The following is a 16,613-nucleotide window of genomic DNA, read 5'->3' as shown; positions in this document are numbered from 1 at the left end:
TTAAACATGTCCCAGTTGTATCAGTCAATTCAAGCAAAAGCTTAAGTTGTTGAACCGCCGTATACGGTTCCGTACGTACGGTGGTGTGGGAGGTCGATAGTGTGAACTATCTCCTACCCGATTTTGAACAAAAACTTCCCGCTAGTTGTCAATTATGGCTTGGGCGGTTAAAATTAGAGGTGAACTAATAAAGGAGCGGATCAATGTGACGGAACCATTGTTTTTAAAACCTTATTTTCAAGAAAAAATCTGGGGCGGCTCGCGCTTAAAGAGCGTTTATGGTTATGACATTCCGAGTGATCATACTGGCGAATGCTGGGCAATTTCGGGACATAGCCATGGTCCAGCAACTGTGATCAATGGACCATATCAAGGTAAAAATTTGATGCAGTTATGGCAAGAAGAACGGCAGTTATTTGGGAATGCTGCAGGTGATGTTTTCCCTCTGCTGACCAAGATCTTGGATGCCAAAGAGGATCTTTCTGTTCAAGTTCATCCTGATGATGCCTATGCCAAGGAACATGAAGGCGAATTGGGCAAGACTGAGTGCTGGTATGTTCTTGCGGCTGATCCTGGTGCTGAAATGATTTATGGTCACCATGCTCAGACTAAGGAAGAATTAGCTGACATGATCGAAAAGAAGCAGTGGCAGAAATTGTTCCGTCACGTGCCGGTCAAGCCAGGCGATTTCTTGTATGTTCCAAGCGGTACGATCCATGCGATCGGTAAGGGGATCATGGTTTTAGAGACCCAACAGAGCAGCGATACGACCTATCGCTTGTATGATTTTGACCGGGTCGACCAAAAGACAGGGCAGAAACGGGAACTGCATCTCAAACAATCGATCGATTGTACCAATGTTCCGTTTAAAGAACCTGAGATCGAGCAAAAGGAATACCAAGTGGGTGATGCGCAGGTTACGCGTTTCGTATCCACTAAGTTCTTTGCAGTTTATCGCTGGGACCTAGCCGGTGGGGCAGCTGACTTTGAACGACAGGAAGCACCATATACTTTAGTGTCTGTCTTGGATGGAGAAGGCCAGCTCGTCGTGGACGGTCAAACTTATCAGATCGAAAAAGGAGTCCACTTTATTCTGCCGTACGCCGTTAAAAAGTGGCAGTTAAAGGGCGATTTATCGATAATTGCTTCTGAACCTGGCAAAGATGCCTAATAAATAAAAAATGCGCGTTCCCTTATTTCAGCGGAACGCGCATTTCTATTAATAAGTTGGTTTGATCTTGAGTTTTTCTTGCTCAGAAAGGTCGGCAGTCGGATATTTGCGCTTTAAGGCGAGTAAAAGCAATTTTTTGGCTAACTCGCCATTGCGGGCTAAGATCGGTCCATGAAAATATGAGCAGAAGACGTTGTTATAAATTGCACCTTCTCCGCCATCCTCACCATTGTTGCCATGCCCAGAAATGACTTTTCCTAATGGCTCTTCGTTTTCGCCTAAGTAGGTAACGCCATTATGATTTTCAAAGCCGTGATAGGTCTGGCCGGAGGCTGAGTTTTTGATCGTGATATCCCCGATGAAACGATTGTTATCCTGACTATTAGTATAGTGGGGCAAAGCAGCGATCCCATCGATCCTTTGCCCAGCAGCACCGATATAGTACTTGCCCAGCAGCTGAAAACCGCCGCAAATCGCCAGCCCAGGACCGCCATCCTCAATGAAATTGGTTAAGGCAGCTTTTTTTTGCTGAATATCTTGCGATACGATCATCTGTTCATAATCCTGACCGCCGCCAAAGAAGAAGAGATCATATTTTTGAGCATCAAAAGGTGTTTCTAAGGAGACCACATCAGCGGTCAGTTCCACATTCATTTGCTTAGCGTAATATTGTAAAGTCAAGATATTGCCGATGTCACCGTAGGTATTTAAGAGGTCGCCATATAAGTGGGCTAATTTCAATGAGTATTTCATTAATTCATTCCTCCTTCAATATAACCTTGCTGTGCAAGCATTTTGCGCAGTTGCAAGACCGCGGTATATGTCGCTAAAACATAGACATGTTTAGTCGGCATGGTTTTGATTTTTTCTAACACAGTTGGCAAGTCAGCTTGCTGCTCGAAATTTTCTTCGGGGACGCCAGCAACTCTTAACCTAAAGGTAATGTCTTGATAGCGCTCACCACCAGTCAAAACCGCCGGGATCCTTGCGAAGGGCAGGTCTTCGAAATTTCCGTCCCAGATCCAGCTAGTATCGATCCCATCGGCATAATTTGCGTTTAGCAACACTGCTAGTGAAAATGGCTGGGTGTCGTTCTTGATCATTTGCAAAACCTGGTCGAGCCCGACCGGATTTTTAACTAAAATCAATGTAACTTCCTTGTCCTGCACTTGGATCACTTCTTGCCTGCCAAAGACCTTACTGTCTGGGTCGCTTAATGCTTGGGTCATCCGCTCAGGTTCAACTTGCAAAAATTGGCCGATCGTGTATGCTGCTAAAGCATTATAGATATTGTAAGTTCCGCCAATGTGCAGGGTGATTTGGTGATCGTCGATCTCAAAGGTTGAAGACTGTGGAGTTAATTTCTGGACAGAGGTGACCTGTGTTTTTAACTCTGGCCGCTTAAAACCGCAGTGCGGACAATAGTATTTACCGAGGTTGCTGTAGATCCTATTTTTAAAGTGTAGGATGTGCTGGCATTTCGGGCACAATAAGCCGTCGGTGTTGGCTGGAGCGAGTTGTTCTTGATCTGCCTGCTGGTTGAAGCCATAGTAAATCATGGGATTGGGCAGATTTTTACTGTTAAAGATCGGCGCATCTCCGTTAGCGATCACGGTTGCGTGAGGGTGGAGTTTAATGCCCTTCAGTATTTTGTCATAGGTCGTATAAATTTCACCGTAACGATCCATTTGATCACGAAAGAGATTGGTCAAAACAAAGGCAGTTGGAGTTACATAGGCGGAAATTATAGGCACATTGGCTTCATCGGTTTCCAAAATAGCAATTTTTTTACCGGTGGCAGCTTTTTTGTTAGTCAAAAAGGCGGTTACGATCCCTTGTTTCATATTGGAACCGCTGGGGTTCGTCAGTACTTGCGGGTACTTTGCTTTTAAGGTCTTGACAGTCAAAGCGGTGGTCAGTGTCTTTCCGTTGGTCCCAGTGATCAGTATGATCTCATAATCAGAAGCTAGCTGTTTTAAGACATCAGGATCGATCGCTAGGGTGATTTTACCAGGCAGCGAGGTCCCGCCGTGCATAAAATTATGCAAAAACCAGTAAGAAGATTTCCCCGCTGTGATTGCGAGTGAACTTTTGAGAGTCATTGATTTTTTTCCTCCACTTTCAGAGTTAAAGTCTTTTATTATTCCAACCGCCTGCGAGATTGATTTGTAGTCAACTAGCCAAAAAATTAATGGCTTTTGGGTGGTCGGGTAAATTAAACAATCATATGATATCTTACCACAAATGGAGTTGCCGTAATGTGATTTTGAACTATCAGGCAGTCTTTTTGCAAATATAGCTGAACAGACAAACTAGCAATTTAATTTTGCCAGCTTGATTGTCTTTCTACAAATTAAATCGGCTGCTAAAGATGAAATTTACGGGAAAATCGTATATACTAAAAAATGATGCTTTTTTAGGGAGAGTGAAATTAAGTGGCACAGTTATTTTTTCGCTATGGCGCAATGAATAGCGGCAAATCGATCGAGATCCTCAAAGTTGCACATAATTATGAAGAACAACATAAAAAGGTTTTAATTTGTACTAGCGGTCTGGATGATCGTGAAGGAGTCGGCTATATTGCAAGTCGGGTCGGATTAAAAAGAACTGCGGTCCCGATTTTTGCCGAAACTGATATTTTGAGCCTAGTCCAAGCGGGAAACGAAGACATTGCCTGCCTTTTAGTTGATGAAGCCCAGTTTTTGCAAAAGCACCATGTTCTGGAGCTGACTAAAATTGTCGATCAGCTAAATATTCCTGTGATGACTTTTGGCTTGAAAAATGATTTTAGAAATGAACTGTTTGAAGGATCCAAGTACCTATTATTGTATGCAGACAAGATCGAAGAGATGAAAACAATTTGCTGGTTCTGCAATAAAAAGGCAGTTATGAACCTGCGCTTTAATGATGGTCAGCCAGTCTATGCTGGCGAACAGATCTTGATCGGCGGCAATGAACAGTACTATCCGGTCTGCCGCAAACATTACTTTGATCCGCCCAAGGCGACTGACTGATCATCTGTTCAGCCTTGTCGGTCAGTTATAAAAACAAGAAATTAAGGAGTAAAAGATGGATAAAATTTTTGAGAGATTACAGGTTTTAGAGGACCGCTACGGCGAGCTAGCCGAATTGCTGTCTGATCCAGATGTGATCGCAGATACCCAGCGTTTTACCAAGCTGTCCAAAGAGATGGGCGACTTGCGCGAAACGGTGGAAAAATTTCGTCAGTTAAAAGAAGTCCAGGGGACGATCGAAGATGATGACGAGATGTTACGTTCCGGTCTTGACGATGAGATGGCAGCGATGGTCAAAGAAGAATTAGCCGATGCCAAAAAACAACGAGCAGATTTGGAAGAAGAAATTAAGATCTTGTTGCTGCCCAAGGACCCAAATGACGACAAAAACATCATCATGGAAATTCGCGGGGCAGCCGGCGGTGACGAAGCCAGCCTTTTCGCTGCTGATCTTTTTACGATGTACAGCAAGTACGCTGAAAAACAAGGCTGGACAATCGAAGTCCTGGATAAAAACGTGACTGAAGTTGGCGGTTTTAAAGAAATCGCACTTCTGATCAACGGTAAGAGTGTCTTTTCTAAATTAAAATACGAAAGCGGCGCACACCGAGTACAACGGGTCCCTTCAACTGAGTCAGCGGGCAGAGTGCACACTTCGACTGCGACAGTAGTCGTGATGCCGGAAGAAGAAGATGTTGAGATCAACTTAGATCCTAAAGATATTCGGGTCGATGTTTATCGTTCCTCCGGTGCCGGTGGACAGCATATCAATAAGACTTCCTCTGCTGTGCGAATGACTCATTTGCCAACAGGGATCGTAGTTGCCATGCAAGACCAGCGTTCCCAGCAGCAAAACCGTGAAAAAGCGATGAAGATCCTCCAAGCGCGGGTTTATGATTACTATGCTTCCAAAGAACAAAATGAATATGATGAGAATAGAAAATCCGCGGTAGGGACCGGGGACCGTTCTGAACGGATCCGGACTTATAATTATCCGCAAAACCGGGTAACTGATCATAGGATCGGTCTCTCGCTCAACAAGCTTGATCGCATCATGAACGGCGAATTGGAGCAAGTGATCGATGCTTTGGTCCTGTACGATCAAACAAAAGCCTTGGAGAATTTGGAAAATGAGTAATTACTCTTTTTTTGAAGCTCAGAAATGGGCTTTTTCTTATGTAAAAAAATATCGTTTGGAAAAAGCGGCAGTTGATCTGCTTTTATGTGGCGAGATGGGCTATTCGACGACCGAGCTGCTGGTGCATTTGCGCGATGAAATGCCAGTGGAGCACTGGCAAAATTTTCGCACCAATGTTGAACTGTACTGCCAGGGCTGGCCACCGCAGTATTTGCTAGGTCAGGCTTCATTTTATGGGATGCGGCTCAAGGTCACTCCGGATGTCTTGATCCCAAGGACGGAAACTGAAGAGTTAGTCGATTGGATTTTGGAAGACAACGGCCAGCGAGCACAAAAAGTTGCTGATATTGGAACTGGCAGCGGGGCGATCGGCTTAGCCCTGAAGAGTGAACGTCCTGAATGGCAGGTCACATTAACTGATATTTCAGACAAAGCTTTGTCTGTTGCACAGACAAATGCAGAATTGCTGCATCTGCCAGTCGAGTTCTGTCAAGGGGATATGCTAGCGCCTTTGCCGGATAACAATTACGATATCATCGTTTGCAATCCCCCCTATATTGCCCGCACAGAGGCACCGGTCATGGATCAAAGTGTAATTGAACATGAACCGCACTTAGCTTTATTTGCGGCTGAAAAAGGGCTGGCCATGTATCGTAAGCTCAGTGAAAATATTCTTAGTTATGTTCACCCCGGAGCAAAACTGTATTTAGAGATCGGTTACCACCAGGGTGCTTCTGTGACCGGCATTTTTGAGCACAAGTTTCCCAGTGCGGAAGTGACCTTGAAGACAGACATGTATGATAACGAGCGAATGGTCCGCGTTATTTTTGAATAGAAAGGAAGAATGAAATCATGATGATCACAAAAATCTATGCAAATACCGAAGTTGATCAAGCCGCTGCTGAAATCAAGCTAGGTGAACTAGTTGCTTTCCCAACAGAAACGGTCTATGGTCTAGGGGCTGATGCTACCAATGAACAGGCAGTTAAAAGGGTGTATTTGGCAAAGGGACGGCCTTCAGATAATCCATTGATTGTCACAGTTTCGTCGCCAGAAATGGCAGCCGAATATATAGAAGATTTTGGATCGTACGGCCAGAAGCTGATCAATGATTTCTGGCCAGGGCCGTTAACGCTGGTCTTTAAAATTAAGCCAGGCTCCTTGTCGTCAGCTGTAACCGGCGGTTTGGAGACTGCCGCCTTTCGAATGCCGGAAAACGAAGTAACGAGAAAAATGATCGAATTAGCTGGTGTCCCAATTGTGGGGCCATCGGCTAATTCTTCCGGTAAACCAAGTCCAACCACGGCGCAGCATGTTTTCCATGATATGGAAGGCAAGATCGCCGGGATCTTGGATGACGGACCGACTAAGGTTGGGGTGGAATCTACGATCGTGGATCTGAGTATAGATTCTCCGGCAATCTTACGGCCGGGCGGTGTGACTTTGAACGAACTGGAAGATACTCTGGGTGTTAAGGTCCTATCAGATCAGCATAAAGTTGGGGCAAAAGAAACACCCAAAGCCCCAGGCATGAAATATAAACATTATGCCCCTGCAGCTCAGGTCCTGATCGTTGCCGACAAGGATTGGCCGCAAGCCTTAGAGTGGGCCGCAAATCAAAAAGAAAAGGTTGCAATGATGGCTTTATCTACGACCTTAGAAAACAGCCAAATTCCTGGCAATGTCGTGACATACGATATGGGCGCAGACCTAACCTCAGCGACTCACCGGCTATTTGATGGTTTGCGTCATTTTGATAATGATGAACCTGTCAACTGGATCTTAGCCTGTTCTTTTAAGGAAGAGGGGCTGGGTGCTGCCTACATGAACCGGTTGAAAAAGGCAGCAGGAGACCAGTTTTTTAAGGCGAAAATTGATTAATTGTGACCGAGCGCGCTTTGGTCTGGTTATTCTGGGCAAATTCGATTAAAATAGGAAACAGAAAACTAAAGGAGTGTAAGAACTAATGGGAAAATTTGAGATTTTGGATCATCCGTTGATTCAGCATAAATTAACAATCATTCGGAACGAGAATTGCGGAACACGGGAATTTCGTCAAGTTGTCAATGAAATTGCTGAACTAATGGCATATGAAGTTTCACGCGACATGCCTTTAGAAGACGTTGAAGTTAAGACTCCTGTTGCTGTAGCGACTGAAAAACAATTAGCCGGTAAAAAAGTGGTGATTGTGCCGATCTTGCGTGCAGGATTGGGAATGGTCGATGGGATCTTAGAGTTGATTCCTGCAGCTAAGGTCGGTCATATTGGGATGTACCGCGATGAGGAGACTCTGCAGCCGCATGAATACTTCGTCAAAATGCCTGAGGATCTGGGGAGTCGTGAGATGATCATTGTTGATCCAATGCTTGCTACTGGCGGTTCAGCGATCATGGCGGTCGATGCCTTGAAAAAACGCGGTGCGAAAACCATCAAGTTTGTTTGTTTAGTTGCTGCGCCAGAAGGTGTTAAAGCACTCCGAGAAAAGCATCCTGATATTGATGTGTATGCAGCATCCCTGGATGATCACTTAAACGAAGATGGTTATATCGTTCCAGGTTTAGGCGACGCAGGCGATCGTCTTTTTGGAACAAAATAATAAAACAGCCGGAGCAATGTTTAGTTAGAACATTGTCCGGCTGTTATGCCCAAATGGTCGTTCATAAAATAAGTTGTGCCCAACTTTGTGAAAAATTGCAGCTTTAACAATTTTTGAAAATAGGCTGCTGGTTTTCAGAAAATAAATTCAATAAATGCTTTATTTTTAATGGTGAATGGTGGTATGATTTCATTTGTATTCAAAGATACTCTATTTGAATCGACCTTATGGTTCTACCGTAAAAGTTCAGCCGTAGTGATTACAATTGAAAAGAGGTGAGACTTGGTGAATGAAGGAACAAAAGTTATTACACTTTTGGGCATCCCTTTTAACGTAGGAAACTGTCTCTCTGGTTTGATTGCTGCTGCGATCATCTTTATCCTTGTGTTTTGGTTTTCAAGAAAAATTGAACTCAAGCCCAAAGGAAAACAGAACGCTTTGGAATGGTTGATTGATTTTACTAATAATATTGTGAAAGCAAACGTCCAAGATGAAGAAGGGAAAAAATATCAGCTTTTTGCCTTTACGCTTTTCATTTTAGTGTTCATGTCCAACATGCTGGGACTGATGTTCCAGTTTAATGCTGGCGGCGTTACCTATGTTAAAAGTCCAACCGCCTCACCGTTAACGACTCTGTCGTTGGCTTTGCTGGTGATGGTGCTTGCACATTTCTGCGGTGTCGCAAGGTTTGGCTTTAAAGGCTACGTGAAGAACTCATTCTTCAGCCCAATGCCAGCGTTGTTTCCAATCGAGCTGCTGGAAGAGTTTACGAATTTTCTAACGCTGGCTCTTCGTCTATACGGTAACATTTATGCCGGTGAAGTTTTACTAACAACGATTAGTTCCATGTCAAAAGCTGGTTGGTTAGGATTCATTAGTTCAGTACCGCTTGAAATGATCTGGCAAGGCTTTTCAGTCTTTATCGGGGCAATTCAAGCATACGTTTTTGTAACGTTAACAATGGTTTATGTTTCTAAAAAAATTGTTAAAGAATAGTAACACCCAAATTTAAGGAGGAATTCAATTATGTCTCTTGGTGCAGGTTTAGCTTTATTAGGTGCTGGGATCGCTGCAGGTTTAGCTGCGATCGGTACTGGTGTTGGTAACGGGTTAGTTATTTCTAAAATGTTGGAAGCATCCGCTCGCCAACCAGAATTATCAGGACAATTCAGAACAAACATGTTTATTGGTGTTGGTTTGATCGAAGCTGTTCCGATCATCGCCGTTGTTATTGCCTTCTTATTGTACGCTAAATAAATTATAGGAAAGGCTTAATTTATTCAGCTAATAGAGGAGGTGTCAATAGATGAATTCAACGTTTCTGCTGGGGGCAGCACAACAGGTTGCTTGGGGAGACTTTATCTTCTACTTGGTTTTGTTCGTTGTTTTAATGGCTTTAGTAGGTCACTTTGCCTGGAACCCGATTCAAAATATGTTGCAAAAACGTGCTGATAAGATCTCAAATGATCTTGATTCCGCTGAAGGTGCGCGTTTAAAAGCTGAAAAATTGGCTAAAGAGCGCGAGGATGCTTTGAGTAATTCTCATGTTGAAGCAAACCAAATCGTCAACCGTGCCAAAGAAAATGCGGAACAGCAGCGTTCTACGATCATGCAAAAGGCAAACGATGATGCAGCTACCCTGAAAAACAATGCTCAACAAGACATTTCACGGCAAAAACAGGAAGTTCTTGCAGGTGTCAAAAACGACGTTGCCAAATTGTCTATTGAAATTGCTGAAAAGATCATCAGCAAAGAATTATCAGCGGACGATCAAAAGGTTTTAATAGATAAGTATATTGAAGGGTTGGGGAAATAAATGGCGCTCAGTAATGCTCAAGTGGCAAGCCGTTACGGTCAGGCGCTGTTCGATGTTGCTGAGTCACAAGAGGCAACTCCCCAAATCGCAACGGAACTTGCTGAGCTAAAAACGGTGATCGAGCAGCAGCCCGAATTGCTCGTCTTTTTTACGAGCCCGCAAATCACCGCGGAAGCTAAAAAAGAACTGCTTGCAAGTTTGCAGGCAAGTGCTTCAGAGTTGGTCAGCAATTTATTACAAATGCTGTCCGACTACCAAAGGTTACAAAATGTATCCGAAATTATAGATGAGTTTAACAGATTATATGACGAAAAAAATGGGACCGTTCGAGTAAAAGTTACGACAGCAATCGAATTGGATGACGATCAAAAAACAAAGCTCTCAGCTAAATTTGCTCAAGTTGTAGGTGCTAATAAAGTTGTCCTTGAGCCGGTCGTAGACAAGAAAATTATTGGCGGCGTGATTTTACGTTCGAAGGATAATATCTATGATGGCTCGGTCAAGTCCAAAATAGACAACATCAAACGTCTGTTATTAAATTGATTTAAAGAGGTGAGACTTTTATGAGCATTAAGGCTGAGGAAATCAGTGCTCTGATCAAACAACAGTTAGCAAATTATCAAGATGAACTGACAGTTGATGAAATTGGGACAGTTACTTATGTTGGTGACGGTATTGCTAGAGCAAATGGTTTGGAAAATGCTTTAGCTGGCGAGTTGCTTGAGTTTTCAGATGGGACCTACGGAATGGCCCAAAACTTGGAGTCCAATGATGTCGGTATCGTTATTTTAGGTTCTTTTAAGAACATTCGTGAAGGCGATACGGTGAAGCGGACCGGCCGGATCATGGAAGTTCCAGTTGGAGAAGAAATGATCGGTCGGGTCGTTAACCCGCTTGGTCAGGCAATCGATGGACAGGGCGAGATCAAGACCAATAAAACTCGTCCGATCGAAAAGAAGGCTCCTGGCGTTATGGAGCGTCAATCAGTTTTTGAACCATTACAAACTGGTTTAAAGGCGATCGATGCCTTGGTACCAATTGGTCGTGGTCAGCGTGAATTGGTGATCGGTGACCGCAAGACTGGTAAAACTTCAGTTGCGATCGATACGATCTTGAACCAAAAGGATCAAAACATGATCTGTGTTTACGTTGCTATTGGGCAAAAGGAATCAACAGTTAGAACACAGGTTGAAACATTGAGAAAGCTTGGGGCAATGGAGTATACGATCGTTGTCTCAGCTGGACCGTCTTCACCAGCACCATTGTTATGGCTGGCACCTTATGCCGGTGCGGCAATGGGTGAAGAGTTTATGTACAATGGCAAACACGTTTTGGTAGTGTACGATGATCTTTCAAAGCAGGCGGATGCTTACCGTGAGCTTTCCTTGATCTTGAGACGTCCGCCTGGTCGTGAAGCTTATCCTGGTGATGTCTTCTACTTGCATTCACGTTTGCTTGAACGCGCAGCTAAGTTAAGTGATGAACTGGGCGGCGGTTCAATGACCGCATTACCATTTATTGAAACTAAAGCGGGCGATGTTTCTGCTTATATCCCGACTAACGTAATTTCCATCACCGATGGGCAGATCTTCTTGGATAGTGATAACTTCTATTCAGGTGTTCGGCCAGCGATCGATGCCGGGACTTCTGTTTCTCGTGTCGGCGGTGACGCACAGATCAAAGCCATGAAGAAGGTTGCTGGTACACTCCGTTTGGACCTGGCTTCTTACCGTGAGTTGGAGTCATTTGCTCAATTTGGTTCCGATCTAGACGAAGCAACCCAAGCCAAATTAAATCGTGGCCGCAGAACGATCGAAGTCTTAAAACAGCCATTGCATCAGCCATTACCTGTTGAAAAACAAGTTTTGATCCTGTATGCTTTGACTCATGGCTTCCTGGATTCTGTTTTAGTCGATGACATCTTACGTTATCAAGATGAGCTGTTTGCTTACGTTGACAATAATCAACCTGAGCTTTTATCCGATATTGCCAAGTCAGGGCAGTTGCCTGATACTGATAAGTTGGATGCAGCTATCAAAGAATTTGCGGAGAATTTCCAAGCAAGTAAAGAATAGAAAGGGCGGTGACAACTGATGTCAGCATCTTTGCAAGAGGTCAAACGCAGGATCTCCTCAACGAAAAAAACCGGGCAGATCACTGCTGCTATGCAGATGGTTTCTACGGCTAAGCTGAATCAGATTCAAAAGCATACGACTAGTTATCAAGTCTATGCTTCTAAGATCCGGAATGTCATTACCCACCTAGCGGCATCGCATTTGCTTGAAAATGTCGAGCCTGCTGAAGCTGTCAAAAAAGACCAGTTTAACACCTTGTCGATGTTAAAACAGCGCCCAGTTAAAAAAACAGGGCTGGTTGTTATTACATCGGATCGCGGCCTGGTCGGCAGCTATAACAGCAATGTGATCAAACAAACATTGCAATTGATCTCAGATAATCATCATTCTCAAGATGACATTGAGATCGTTGCGATCGGCGGTATAGGTGCAGACTTCTTTAAGAAGCGCGGTTACGATATCGTTTATGAGTTCCGTGAATTAAGCGATGTTCCGACGTTTAGAGAAGTGCGCCCGATCGTCCGGACGATTTTAAGGATGTATCAGAGTGAAAGATTTGATGAATTGTTTGTCTGCTACAATCATTTTGTCAATTCATTAACTTCGACCTTCCGTGGTGAGCAAATGCTGCCGATCTCTGCTGAAAATATTGGCAGTGAAGGCTTGGAAGAGACTAGTTCCTCTGGCTATCAGCTGCAATACGATACAGAACCTTCTGAAGAAGCAATTTTAGAAGTGATTTTGCCGCAGTATGCTGAAAGTTTACTTTATGGTGCAATGCTTGATGCTAAGACTTCAGAGCATGCCTCCAGTTCGACTGCCATGCGGTCGGCTTCAGATAATGCTAATGATATCATTGCTAGCTTGCAGCTGCAGTATAACCGTGCGCGCCAGAGTGCTATTACAACTGAGATCACCGAGATCACAGGTGCTCAAGCAGCCTTAGAATAGAAATAGGAGGTTTTAAAACAATGAGTTCTGGTAAAGTTGTTCAAGTTATCGGACCAGTTGTTGATGTACAATTTCCTCTGAATGAATCTTTACCCGACGTTAATAATGCGTTGACTGTTAAACGTGATGATGGAACACAATTAGTTGTCGAAGTTGCACTTGAATTAGGTGATGGAGTTATGCGTACGATTGCCATGGATTCTTCCGATGGCTTGAAGCGCGGGGCAACCGTAACTGATTTAGGAGCTTCGATCAGTGTCCCAGTTGGGAAAGATACGCTTGGACGTGTGTTCAACGTACTAGGGGATACCATTGATAATGGGCCTGATTTTGATGCAGATCACCGTCGCGATCCAATTCACCGCGATGCACCTGCATATGATGAATTAAATACAAGTACTGAAATTTTGGAAACTGGGATCAAAGTTATTGATTTGTTAGCGCCATATGTTCGTGGCGGTAAGATTGGTTTGTTTGGCGGCGCCGGTGTTGGCAAAACCGTTTTGATCCAGGAATTGATCCATAACATCGCGCAAGAGCATAATGGTATTTCTGTCTTTACCGGTGTTGGTGAAAGAACACGTGAAGGTAATGACCTCTATTATGAAATGAAAGAGTCAGGTGTTTTGGAAAAAACAGCCATGGTCTTTGGTCAGATGAATGAGCCGCCTGGAGCCCGGATGCGTGTTGCGTTGACTGGGTTGACGATCGCTGAATATTTCCGTGACGTTGAAGGCCAAGATGTGCTACTCTTTATTGATAACATCTTCCGCTTTACCCAGGCTGGTTCAGAAGTTTCTGCTTTGCTTGGCCGGATCCCTTCAGCCGTTGGTTATCAGCCAACTTTAGCTACTGAAATGGGTCAGCTGCAGGAACGGATCACCTCAACTAAAAAGGGTTCAGTTACTTCGATCCAGGCGGTTTATGTGCCTGCCGATGACTATACTGACCCTGCTCCAGCAACAACATTCGCGCATTTGGACGCCACCACTAACTTGGAACGTTCATTGACCCAGCAGGGGATCTACCCGGCTGTGGATCCATTGGCCTCAACTTCTGTTGCTTTAACACCCGAAATTGTCGGGGAAGAGCATTATCAAGTTGCGACTGAAGTTCAGCACGTGCTGCAGCGCTACCGTGAATTGCAAGATATTATTTCGATCCTTGGGATGGACGAATTATCTGATGAAGAAAAAATCATCGTTAACCGTGCACGCCGGATCCAATTCTTCCTTTCACAAAACTTCCACGTTGCCGAAAACTTTACTGGTCTCCCAGGTGCTTATGTACCATTAGAGGAAACAGTTAAAGGCTTTAAGGAGATCCTTGAAGGTAAATACGATGATTTGCCGGAAGATGCTTTCCGTTCGGTCGGCAAGATCGAAGAAGTTGTTGAAAAAGCTAAAAAAATGACGCAAAACAATTAAGGAGGTAACGTCCAATGGATGACAAACCTGAATTAACTGTCAACGTCGTTACTCCTGACGGAAATGTTTACGAAGATACCAGTGACCTGGTCATTTGTAAGACAACCCAAGGAGAAATTGGTATCATGGCTAACCGGCTGCCGTTACTGGCTTCGCTGGCAATCGATGAGATCCGGGTTAGAAAAGGCGACCAACAATTTGATGAGATCGCTGTGAGCGGCGGCTTTATAGAGTTCTCGAATAATGTCTTGTCCGTGATCTCATCAGCTGCTGAACGTAAGGAAAACATTGATGCTAAACGTGCTGAACGGGCACGGCAAAGAGCTCAAGAACGGGTTAAGAAGGCTAAACAAGCGCATAATCCCGATGAATTACGCCGGGCAGAAGTTTCGTTGCGCCGTGCTTTGAACCGTTTGAATATCTCAAGTCATTAATACCGTCTGCTGATTATTCTTCTTGAATAAGATGGCAAGTTCCGGTTTTAAGATTTAACAAGTAAGCTGTCCATTCCTGTCTGGAATGGGCAGCTTTTTTTGAGCTTGATCTTCAAAAATCATGCAGCGCCGCCTCAGCTGATTTAATCAGCTGCTCGCTTAGATCAAGTGGTTGCGAATCCTTAAGAAAAGCTTCAACTCTAGCCTAATTGTTGCTCACAACCAATTTATTATGTTATGATGTCTTTTGAAATAACGATTTGGAGGGTTTTACTTTGGCACTAGGATTTACGGCAATTTTAACGATTTGCAGTCATTTTGTTTTTATCGCTTTATCTTTTTCTGCCATACAGTCGTTACGCTTAGATCGCTACATCACACCCGAACGACAGGGGAAATTCAAGCTCGTTTTAGTTTTGCTTTCTGTTGCAATCGGTTTTTTATGCAGTGAATTTTTCCTTAGTTTTGTGGATAATTTGCGTAACCTCGCTGATTTTGTCACCAAATCATAAAAAAATAACAACTTCTTGAATATATGAATGTAATTGCTGGAGGAAAGTATCTTGAAAAAAATAATTGTCCGTGGTGGACACAAGCTCCAAGGCAATGTTGAAATTGAAGGGGCAAAGAATGCAGTCTTGCCAATTTTAGCTGCCAGCATACTGCCAAGCAGAGGAAAAACGGTTTTGACCAACGTCCCGATTTTATCTGATGTTTATACCATGAACAACGTGATCCGCTTTTTAAATGTAGATGTCGATTTTAATGAGAGTAATAAGCAAATCACGGTTGATGCAACTGGAAATTTATCCTATGAAGCTCCATTTAAGTACGTTTCGCAAATGCGCGCTTCAATTGTAGTTTTGGGACCGCTTTTGGCTCGTTTAAAACATGCCAAGGTCGCAATGCCCGGCGGGTGTGCGATCGGGACACGGCCAATTGATCTCCATTTAAAAGGGATGGAGGCCATGGGCGCCAAAATTGAAAAACACGATGGCTATATCGAAGCAACGACTTCTGGCTTAGTCGGGGCCAATATTTATTTGGACTTTCCAAGTGTCGGTGCCACACAAAACATTATGATGGCTGCGACTCTTGCGCAAGGAACGACGGTGATCGAGAACGTCGCCCGTGAACCTGAGATCGTTGATTTAGCTAATGTCTTGAATCAGATGGGTGCTAAGGTTACTGGAGCAGGGACTGAAACCATCAGAATTGTTGGCGTCCCTTCATTACACGGGGCGGAGCATGCAATTATTCAAGATCGGATCGAAGCTGGAACATTTATGGTGGCAGCTGCCTTAACTCAGGGCAATGTTTTGATCAAAGATGCGATTGCTGAGCATAATAAACCACTGATCTCTAAGCTTGAAGAGATGGATGTGGTTATTCAAGATGAAGAGGACGGTATCCGGGTGATCGGACCTAAAGTTTTGCAGGCAACAAGTGTCAAAACTATGCCGCACCCAGGTTTCCCAACCGACTTGCAGCCGCAGATGACCGTCTTGCAGCTGATGGCAGATGGGACAAGCGTGATGACCGAAACCGTCTTTGAAAATCGGTTCATGCATCTTGAAGAGCTGCGGCGCATGAATGCTAATTTCAAAATTGAGGGCGACTCGGCGATCATGGAGGGACCTAACCAGCTTACAGGGGCGGAAGTGGCAGCTTCTGATCTCAGAGCCGCTGCAGCCCTAGTCTTAGCGGGACTGGTAGCAAAAAATATCACCCAGGTCACCAACCTGAAGTATCTTGACCGCGGTTACTATCAATTTAATGAGAAACTAGCCGGTCTAGGAGCATCGATCAAACGAATTGATGATTTATCAGATAATCCGCTTGAATTAAAGAAAAAAACTGAAAATTGATTTAACTAGCAGGTCATATTTAAAATGCGTTCATTGTTTGGATGAACGCATTTTAAGCATGATAAAAAAATTCGGTAAAGTTGCCTAGTGTGGGGAAAAGCAAGGCAAAATATAATGTTATTT

The 16,613-nt window shown here is 43.9% G+C and carries 18 protein-coding genes; 16 read left to right on the top strand and 2 right to left on the bottom strand.

The window, feature by feature from the left end:
- The first annotated feature begins 205 nt into the window (after positions 1 to 205).
- Positions 206 to 1,171, top strand: a complete 966-nt coding sequence (gene manA / locus LFYK43_RS02300) for a mannose-6-phosphate isomerase, class I (protein WP_124975021.1) — start codon at positions 206 to 208, stop codon at positions 1,169 to 1,171.
- Between the two features lie 48 nt (positions 1,172 to 1,219).
- Here manA and LFYK43_RS02295 read toward each other — a convergent pair whose 3' ends face one another.
- Positions 1,220 to 1,924 (bottom strand): type 1 glutamine amidotransferase, encoded by a 705-nt coding sequence (locus tag LFYK43_RS02295; protein WP_124975020.1) that lies wholly within the window; start codon positions 1,922 to 1,924, stop codon positions 1,220 to 1,222.
- Positions 1,924 to 3,273, bottom strand: coding sequence for a Mur ligase family protein (locus LFYK43_RS02290; protein WP_124975019.1), 1,350 nt, complete (start codon positions 3,271 to 3,273; stop codon positions 1,924 to 1,926). Before LFYK43_RS02290 ends, LFYK43_RS02295 begins: the two co-directional genes overlap by 1 nt.
- Before the next feature lie 333 nt (positions 3,274 to 3,606).
- On the opposite strand from LFYK43_RS02290, the gene LFYK43_RS02285 reads away from it, so the two are divergent.
- The 15 genes from LFYK43_RS02285 (at position 3,607) to murA (ending at position 16,490) form a co-directional block, all read left to right on the top strand.
- A complete protein-coding gene (locus LFYK43_RS02285) occupies positions 3,607 to 4,185 on the top strand; it encodes a thymidine kinase (protein ID WP_124975018.1) in 579 nt (192 codons plus the stop codon).
- A gap of 55 nt (positions 4,186 to 4,240) precedes the next feature.
- Positions 4,241 to 5,323 (top strand): peptide chain release factor 1, encoded by a 1,083-nt coding sequence (gene prfA / locus LFYK43_RS02280; protein ID WP_124975017.1) that lies wholly within the window; start codon positions 4,241 to 4,243, stop codon positions 5,321 to 5,323.
- On the top strand, positions 5,316 to 6,158 hold the full coding sequence (gene prmC / locus LFYK43_RS02275) for a peptide chain release factor N(5)-glutamine methyltransferase (RefSeq protein WP_124975015.1): 843 nt from the start codon (positions 5,316 to 5,318) through the stop codon (positions 6,156 to 6,158). The genes prfA and prmC overlap by 8 nt, the downstream gene beginning before the upstream one ends.
- Before the next feature lie 17 nt (positions 6,159 to 6,175).
- Entirely contained in the window at positions 6,176 to 7,204 is a 1,029-nt protein-coding gene (locus tag LFYK43_RS02270; protein WP_124975013.1) for an L-threonylcarbamoyladenylate synthase, read from the top strand.
- An 85-nt stretch (positions 7,205 to 7,289) separates the two neighbouring features.
- Positions 7,290 to 7,919 carry a uracil phosphoribosyltransferase gene (gene upp, locus LFYK43_RS02265; protein ID WP_124975011.1) on the top strand — a complete coding sequence of 210 codons (630 nt, stop codon included), beginning with the start codon at positions 7,290 to 7,292 and terminating at the stop codon, positions 7,917 to 7,919.
- A gap of 285 nt (positions 7,920 to 8,204) precedes the next feature.
- Positions 8,205 to 8,915, top strand: a complete 711-nt coding sequence (gene atpB, locus LFYK43_RS02260; protein WP_124975009.1) for a F0F1 ATP synthase subunit A — start codon at positions 8,205 to 8,207, stop codon at positions 8,913 to 8,915.
- Positions 8,916 to 8,945: 30 nt separating this feature from the next.
- On the top strand, positions 8,946 to 9,176 hold the full coding sequence (gene atpE, locus LFYK43_RS02255; protein ID WP_124975008.1) for a F0F1 ATP synthase subunit C: 231 nt from the start codon (positions 8,946 to 8,948) through the stop codon (positions 9,174 to 9,176).
- Between the two features lie 49 nt (positions 9,177 to 9,225).
- Positions 9,226 to 9,735 carry a F0F1 ATP synthase subunit B gene (gene atpF / locus LFYK43_RS02250; RefSeq protein WP_124975006.1) on the top strand — a complete coding sequence of 170 codons (510 nt, stop codon included), beginning with the start codon at positions 9,226 to 9,228 and terminating at the stop codon, positions 9,733 to 9,735.
- Positions 9,736 to 10,278, top strand: coding sequence for a F0F1 ATP synthase subunit delta (locus tag LFYK43_RS02245; RefSeq protein WP_124975004.1), 543 nt, complete (start codon positions 9,736 to 9,738; stop codon positions 10,276 to 10,278).
- 20 nt (positions 10,279 to 10,298) lie between these two features.
- Positions 10,299 to 11,810, top strand: a complete 1,512-nt coding sequence (gene atpA, locus LFYK43_RS02240; protein ID WP_124975002.1) for a F0F1 ATP synthase subunit alpha — start codon at positions 10,299 to 10,301, stop codon at positions 11,808 to 11,810.
- Positions 11,811 to 11,828: 18 nt separating this feature from the next.
- Positions 11,829 to 12,761, top strand: coding sequence for a F0F1 ATP synthase subunit gamma (locus LFYK43_RS02235; RefSeq protein ID WP_124975000.1), 933 nt, complete (start codon positions 11,829 to 11,831; stop codon positions 12,759 to 12,761).
- 20 nt (positions 12,762 to 12,781) lie between these two features.
- The gene (gene atpD, locus LFYK43_RS02230; protein ID WP_124974998.1) at positions 12,782 to 14,188 is read left to right on the top strand and encodes a F0F1 ATP synthase subunit beta; all 1,407 of its coding nucleotides are present in this window, start codon (positions 12,782 to 12,784) and stop codon (positions 14,186 to 14,188) included.
- A gap of 14 nt (positions 14,189 to 14,202) precedes the next feature.
- Positions 14,203 to 14,622 carry a F0F1 ATP synthase subunit epsilon gene (locus LFYK43_RS02225; protein ID WP_124974996.1) on the top strand — a complete coding sequence of 140 codons (420 nt, stop codon included), beginning with the start codon at positions 14,203 to 14,205 and terminating at the stop codon, positions 14,620 to 14,622.
- 275 nt (positions 14,623 to 14,897) lie between these two features.
- Positions 14,898 to 15,134 (top strand): DUF1146 family protein, encoded by a 237-nt coding sequence (locus tag LFYK43_RS02220; RefSeq protein ID WP_124974994.1) that lies wholly within the window; start codon positions 14,898 to 14,900, stop codon positions 15,132 to 15,134.
- Positions 15,135 to 15,185: 51 nt separating this feature from the next.
- The gene (gene murA / locus LFYK43_RS02215) at positions 15,186 to 16,490 is read left to right on the top strand and encodes a UDP-N-acetylglucosamine 1-carboxyvinyltransferase (RefSeq protein ID WP_124974992.1); all 1,305 of its coding nucleotides are present in this window, start codon (positions 15,186 to 15,188) and stop codon (positions 16,488 to 16,490) included.
- The last annotated feature ends 123 nt before the right edge of the window (positions 16,491 to 16,613 follow it).

This window comes from Ligilactobacillus salitolerans, from assembly GCF_003864415.1.
GTDB lineage: Bacteria > Bacillota > Bacilli > Lactobacillales > Lactobacillaceae > Ligilactobacillus > Ligilactobacillus salitolerans.
Note: the sequence above shows the minus strand (reverse complement) of the source record. Positions and strands in the feature narration are given on the sequence as shown.

What these genes read in the sequence shown, in the direction of transcription:
- LFYK43_RS02235 (WP_124975000.1), top strand. Translation starts at nt 11,829, where the DNA reads ATGTCAGCATCTTTGCAAGAGGTCAAACGCAGGATCTCCTCAACGAAA.
- upp (WP_124975011.1), top strand. Translation starts at nt 7,290, where the DNA reads ATGGGAAAATTTGAGATTTTGGATCATCCGTTGATTCAGCATAAATTA.
- prmC (WP_124975015.1), top strand. Translation starts at nt 5,316, where the DNA reads ATGAGTAATTACTCTTTTTTTGAAGCTCAGAAATGGGCTTTTTCTTAT.
- LFYK43_RS02270 (WP_124975013.1), top strand. Translation starts at nt 6,176, where the DNA reads ATGATGATCACAAAAATCTATGCAAATACCGAAGTTGATCAAGCCGCT.
- LFYK43_RS02290 (WP_124975019.1), bottom strand. Translation starts at nt 3,273, where the DNA reads ATGACTCTCAAAAGTTCACTCGCAATCACAGCGGGGAAATCTTCTTAC.
- LFYK43_RS02225 (WP_124974996.1), top strand. Translation starts at nt 14,203, where the DNA reads ATGGATGACAAACCTGAATTAACTGTCAACGTCGTTACTCCTGACGGA.
- atpF (WP_124975006.1), top strand. Translation starts at nt 9,226, where the DNA reads ATGAATTCAACGTTTCTGCTGGGGGCAGCACAACAGGTTGCTTGGGGA.
- LFYK43_RS02295 (WP_124975020.1), bottom strand. Translation starts at nt 1,924, where the DNA reads ATGAAATACTCATTGAAATTAGCCCACTTATATGGCGACCTCTTAAAT.
- prfA (WP_124975017.1), top strand. Translation starts at nt 4,241, where the DNA reads ATGGATAAAATTTTTGAGAGATTACAGGTTTTAGAGGACCGCTACGGC.
- LFYK43_RS02245 (WP_124975004.1), top strand. Translation starts at nt 9,736, where the DNA reads ATGGCGCTCAGTAATGCTCAAGTGGCAAGCCGTTACGGTCAGGCGCTG.
- atpD (WP_124974998.1), top strand. Translation starts at nt 12,782, where the DNA reads ATGAGTTCTGGTAAAGTTGTTCAAGTTATCGGACCAGTTGTTGATGTA.
- atpA (WP_124975002.1), top strand. Translation starts at nt 10,299, where the DNA reads ATGAGCATTAAGGCTGAGGAAATCAGTGCTCTGATCAAACAACAGTTA.
- atpE (WP_124975008.1), top strand. Translation starts at nt 8,946, where the DNA reads ATGTCTCTTGGTGCAGGTTTAGCTTTATTAGGTGCTGGGATCGCTGCA.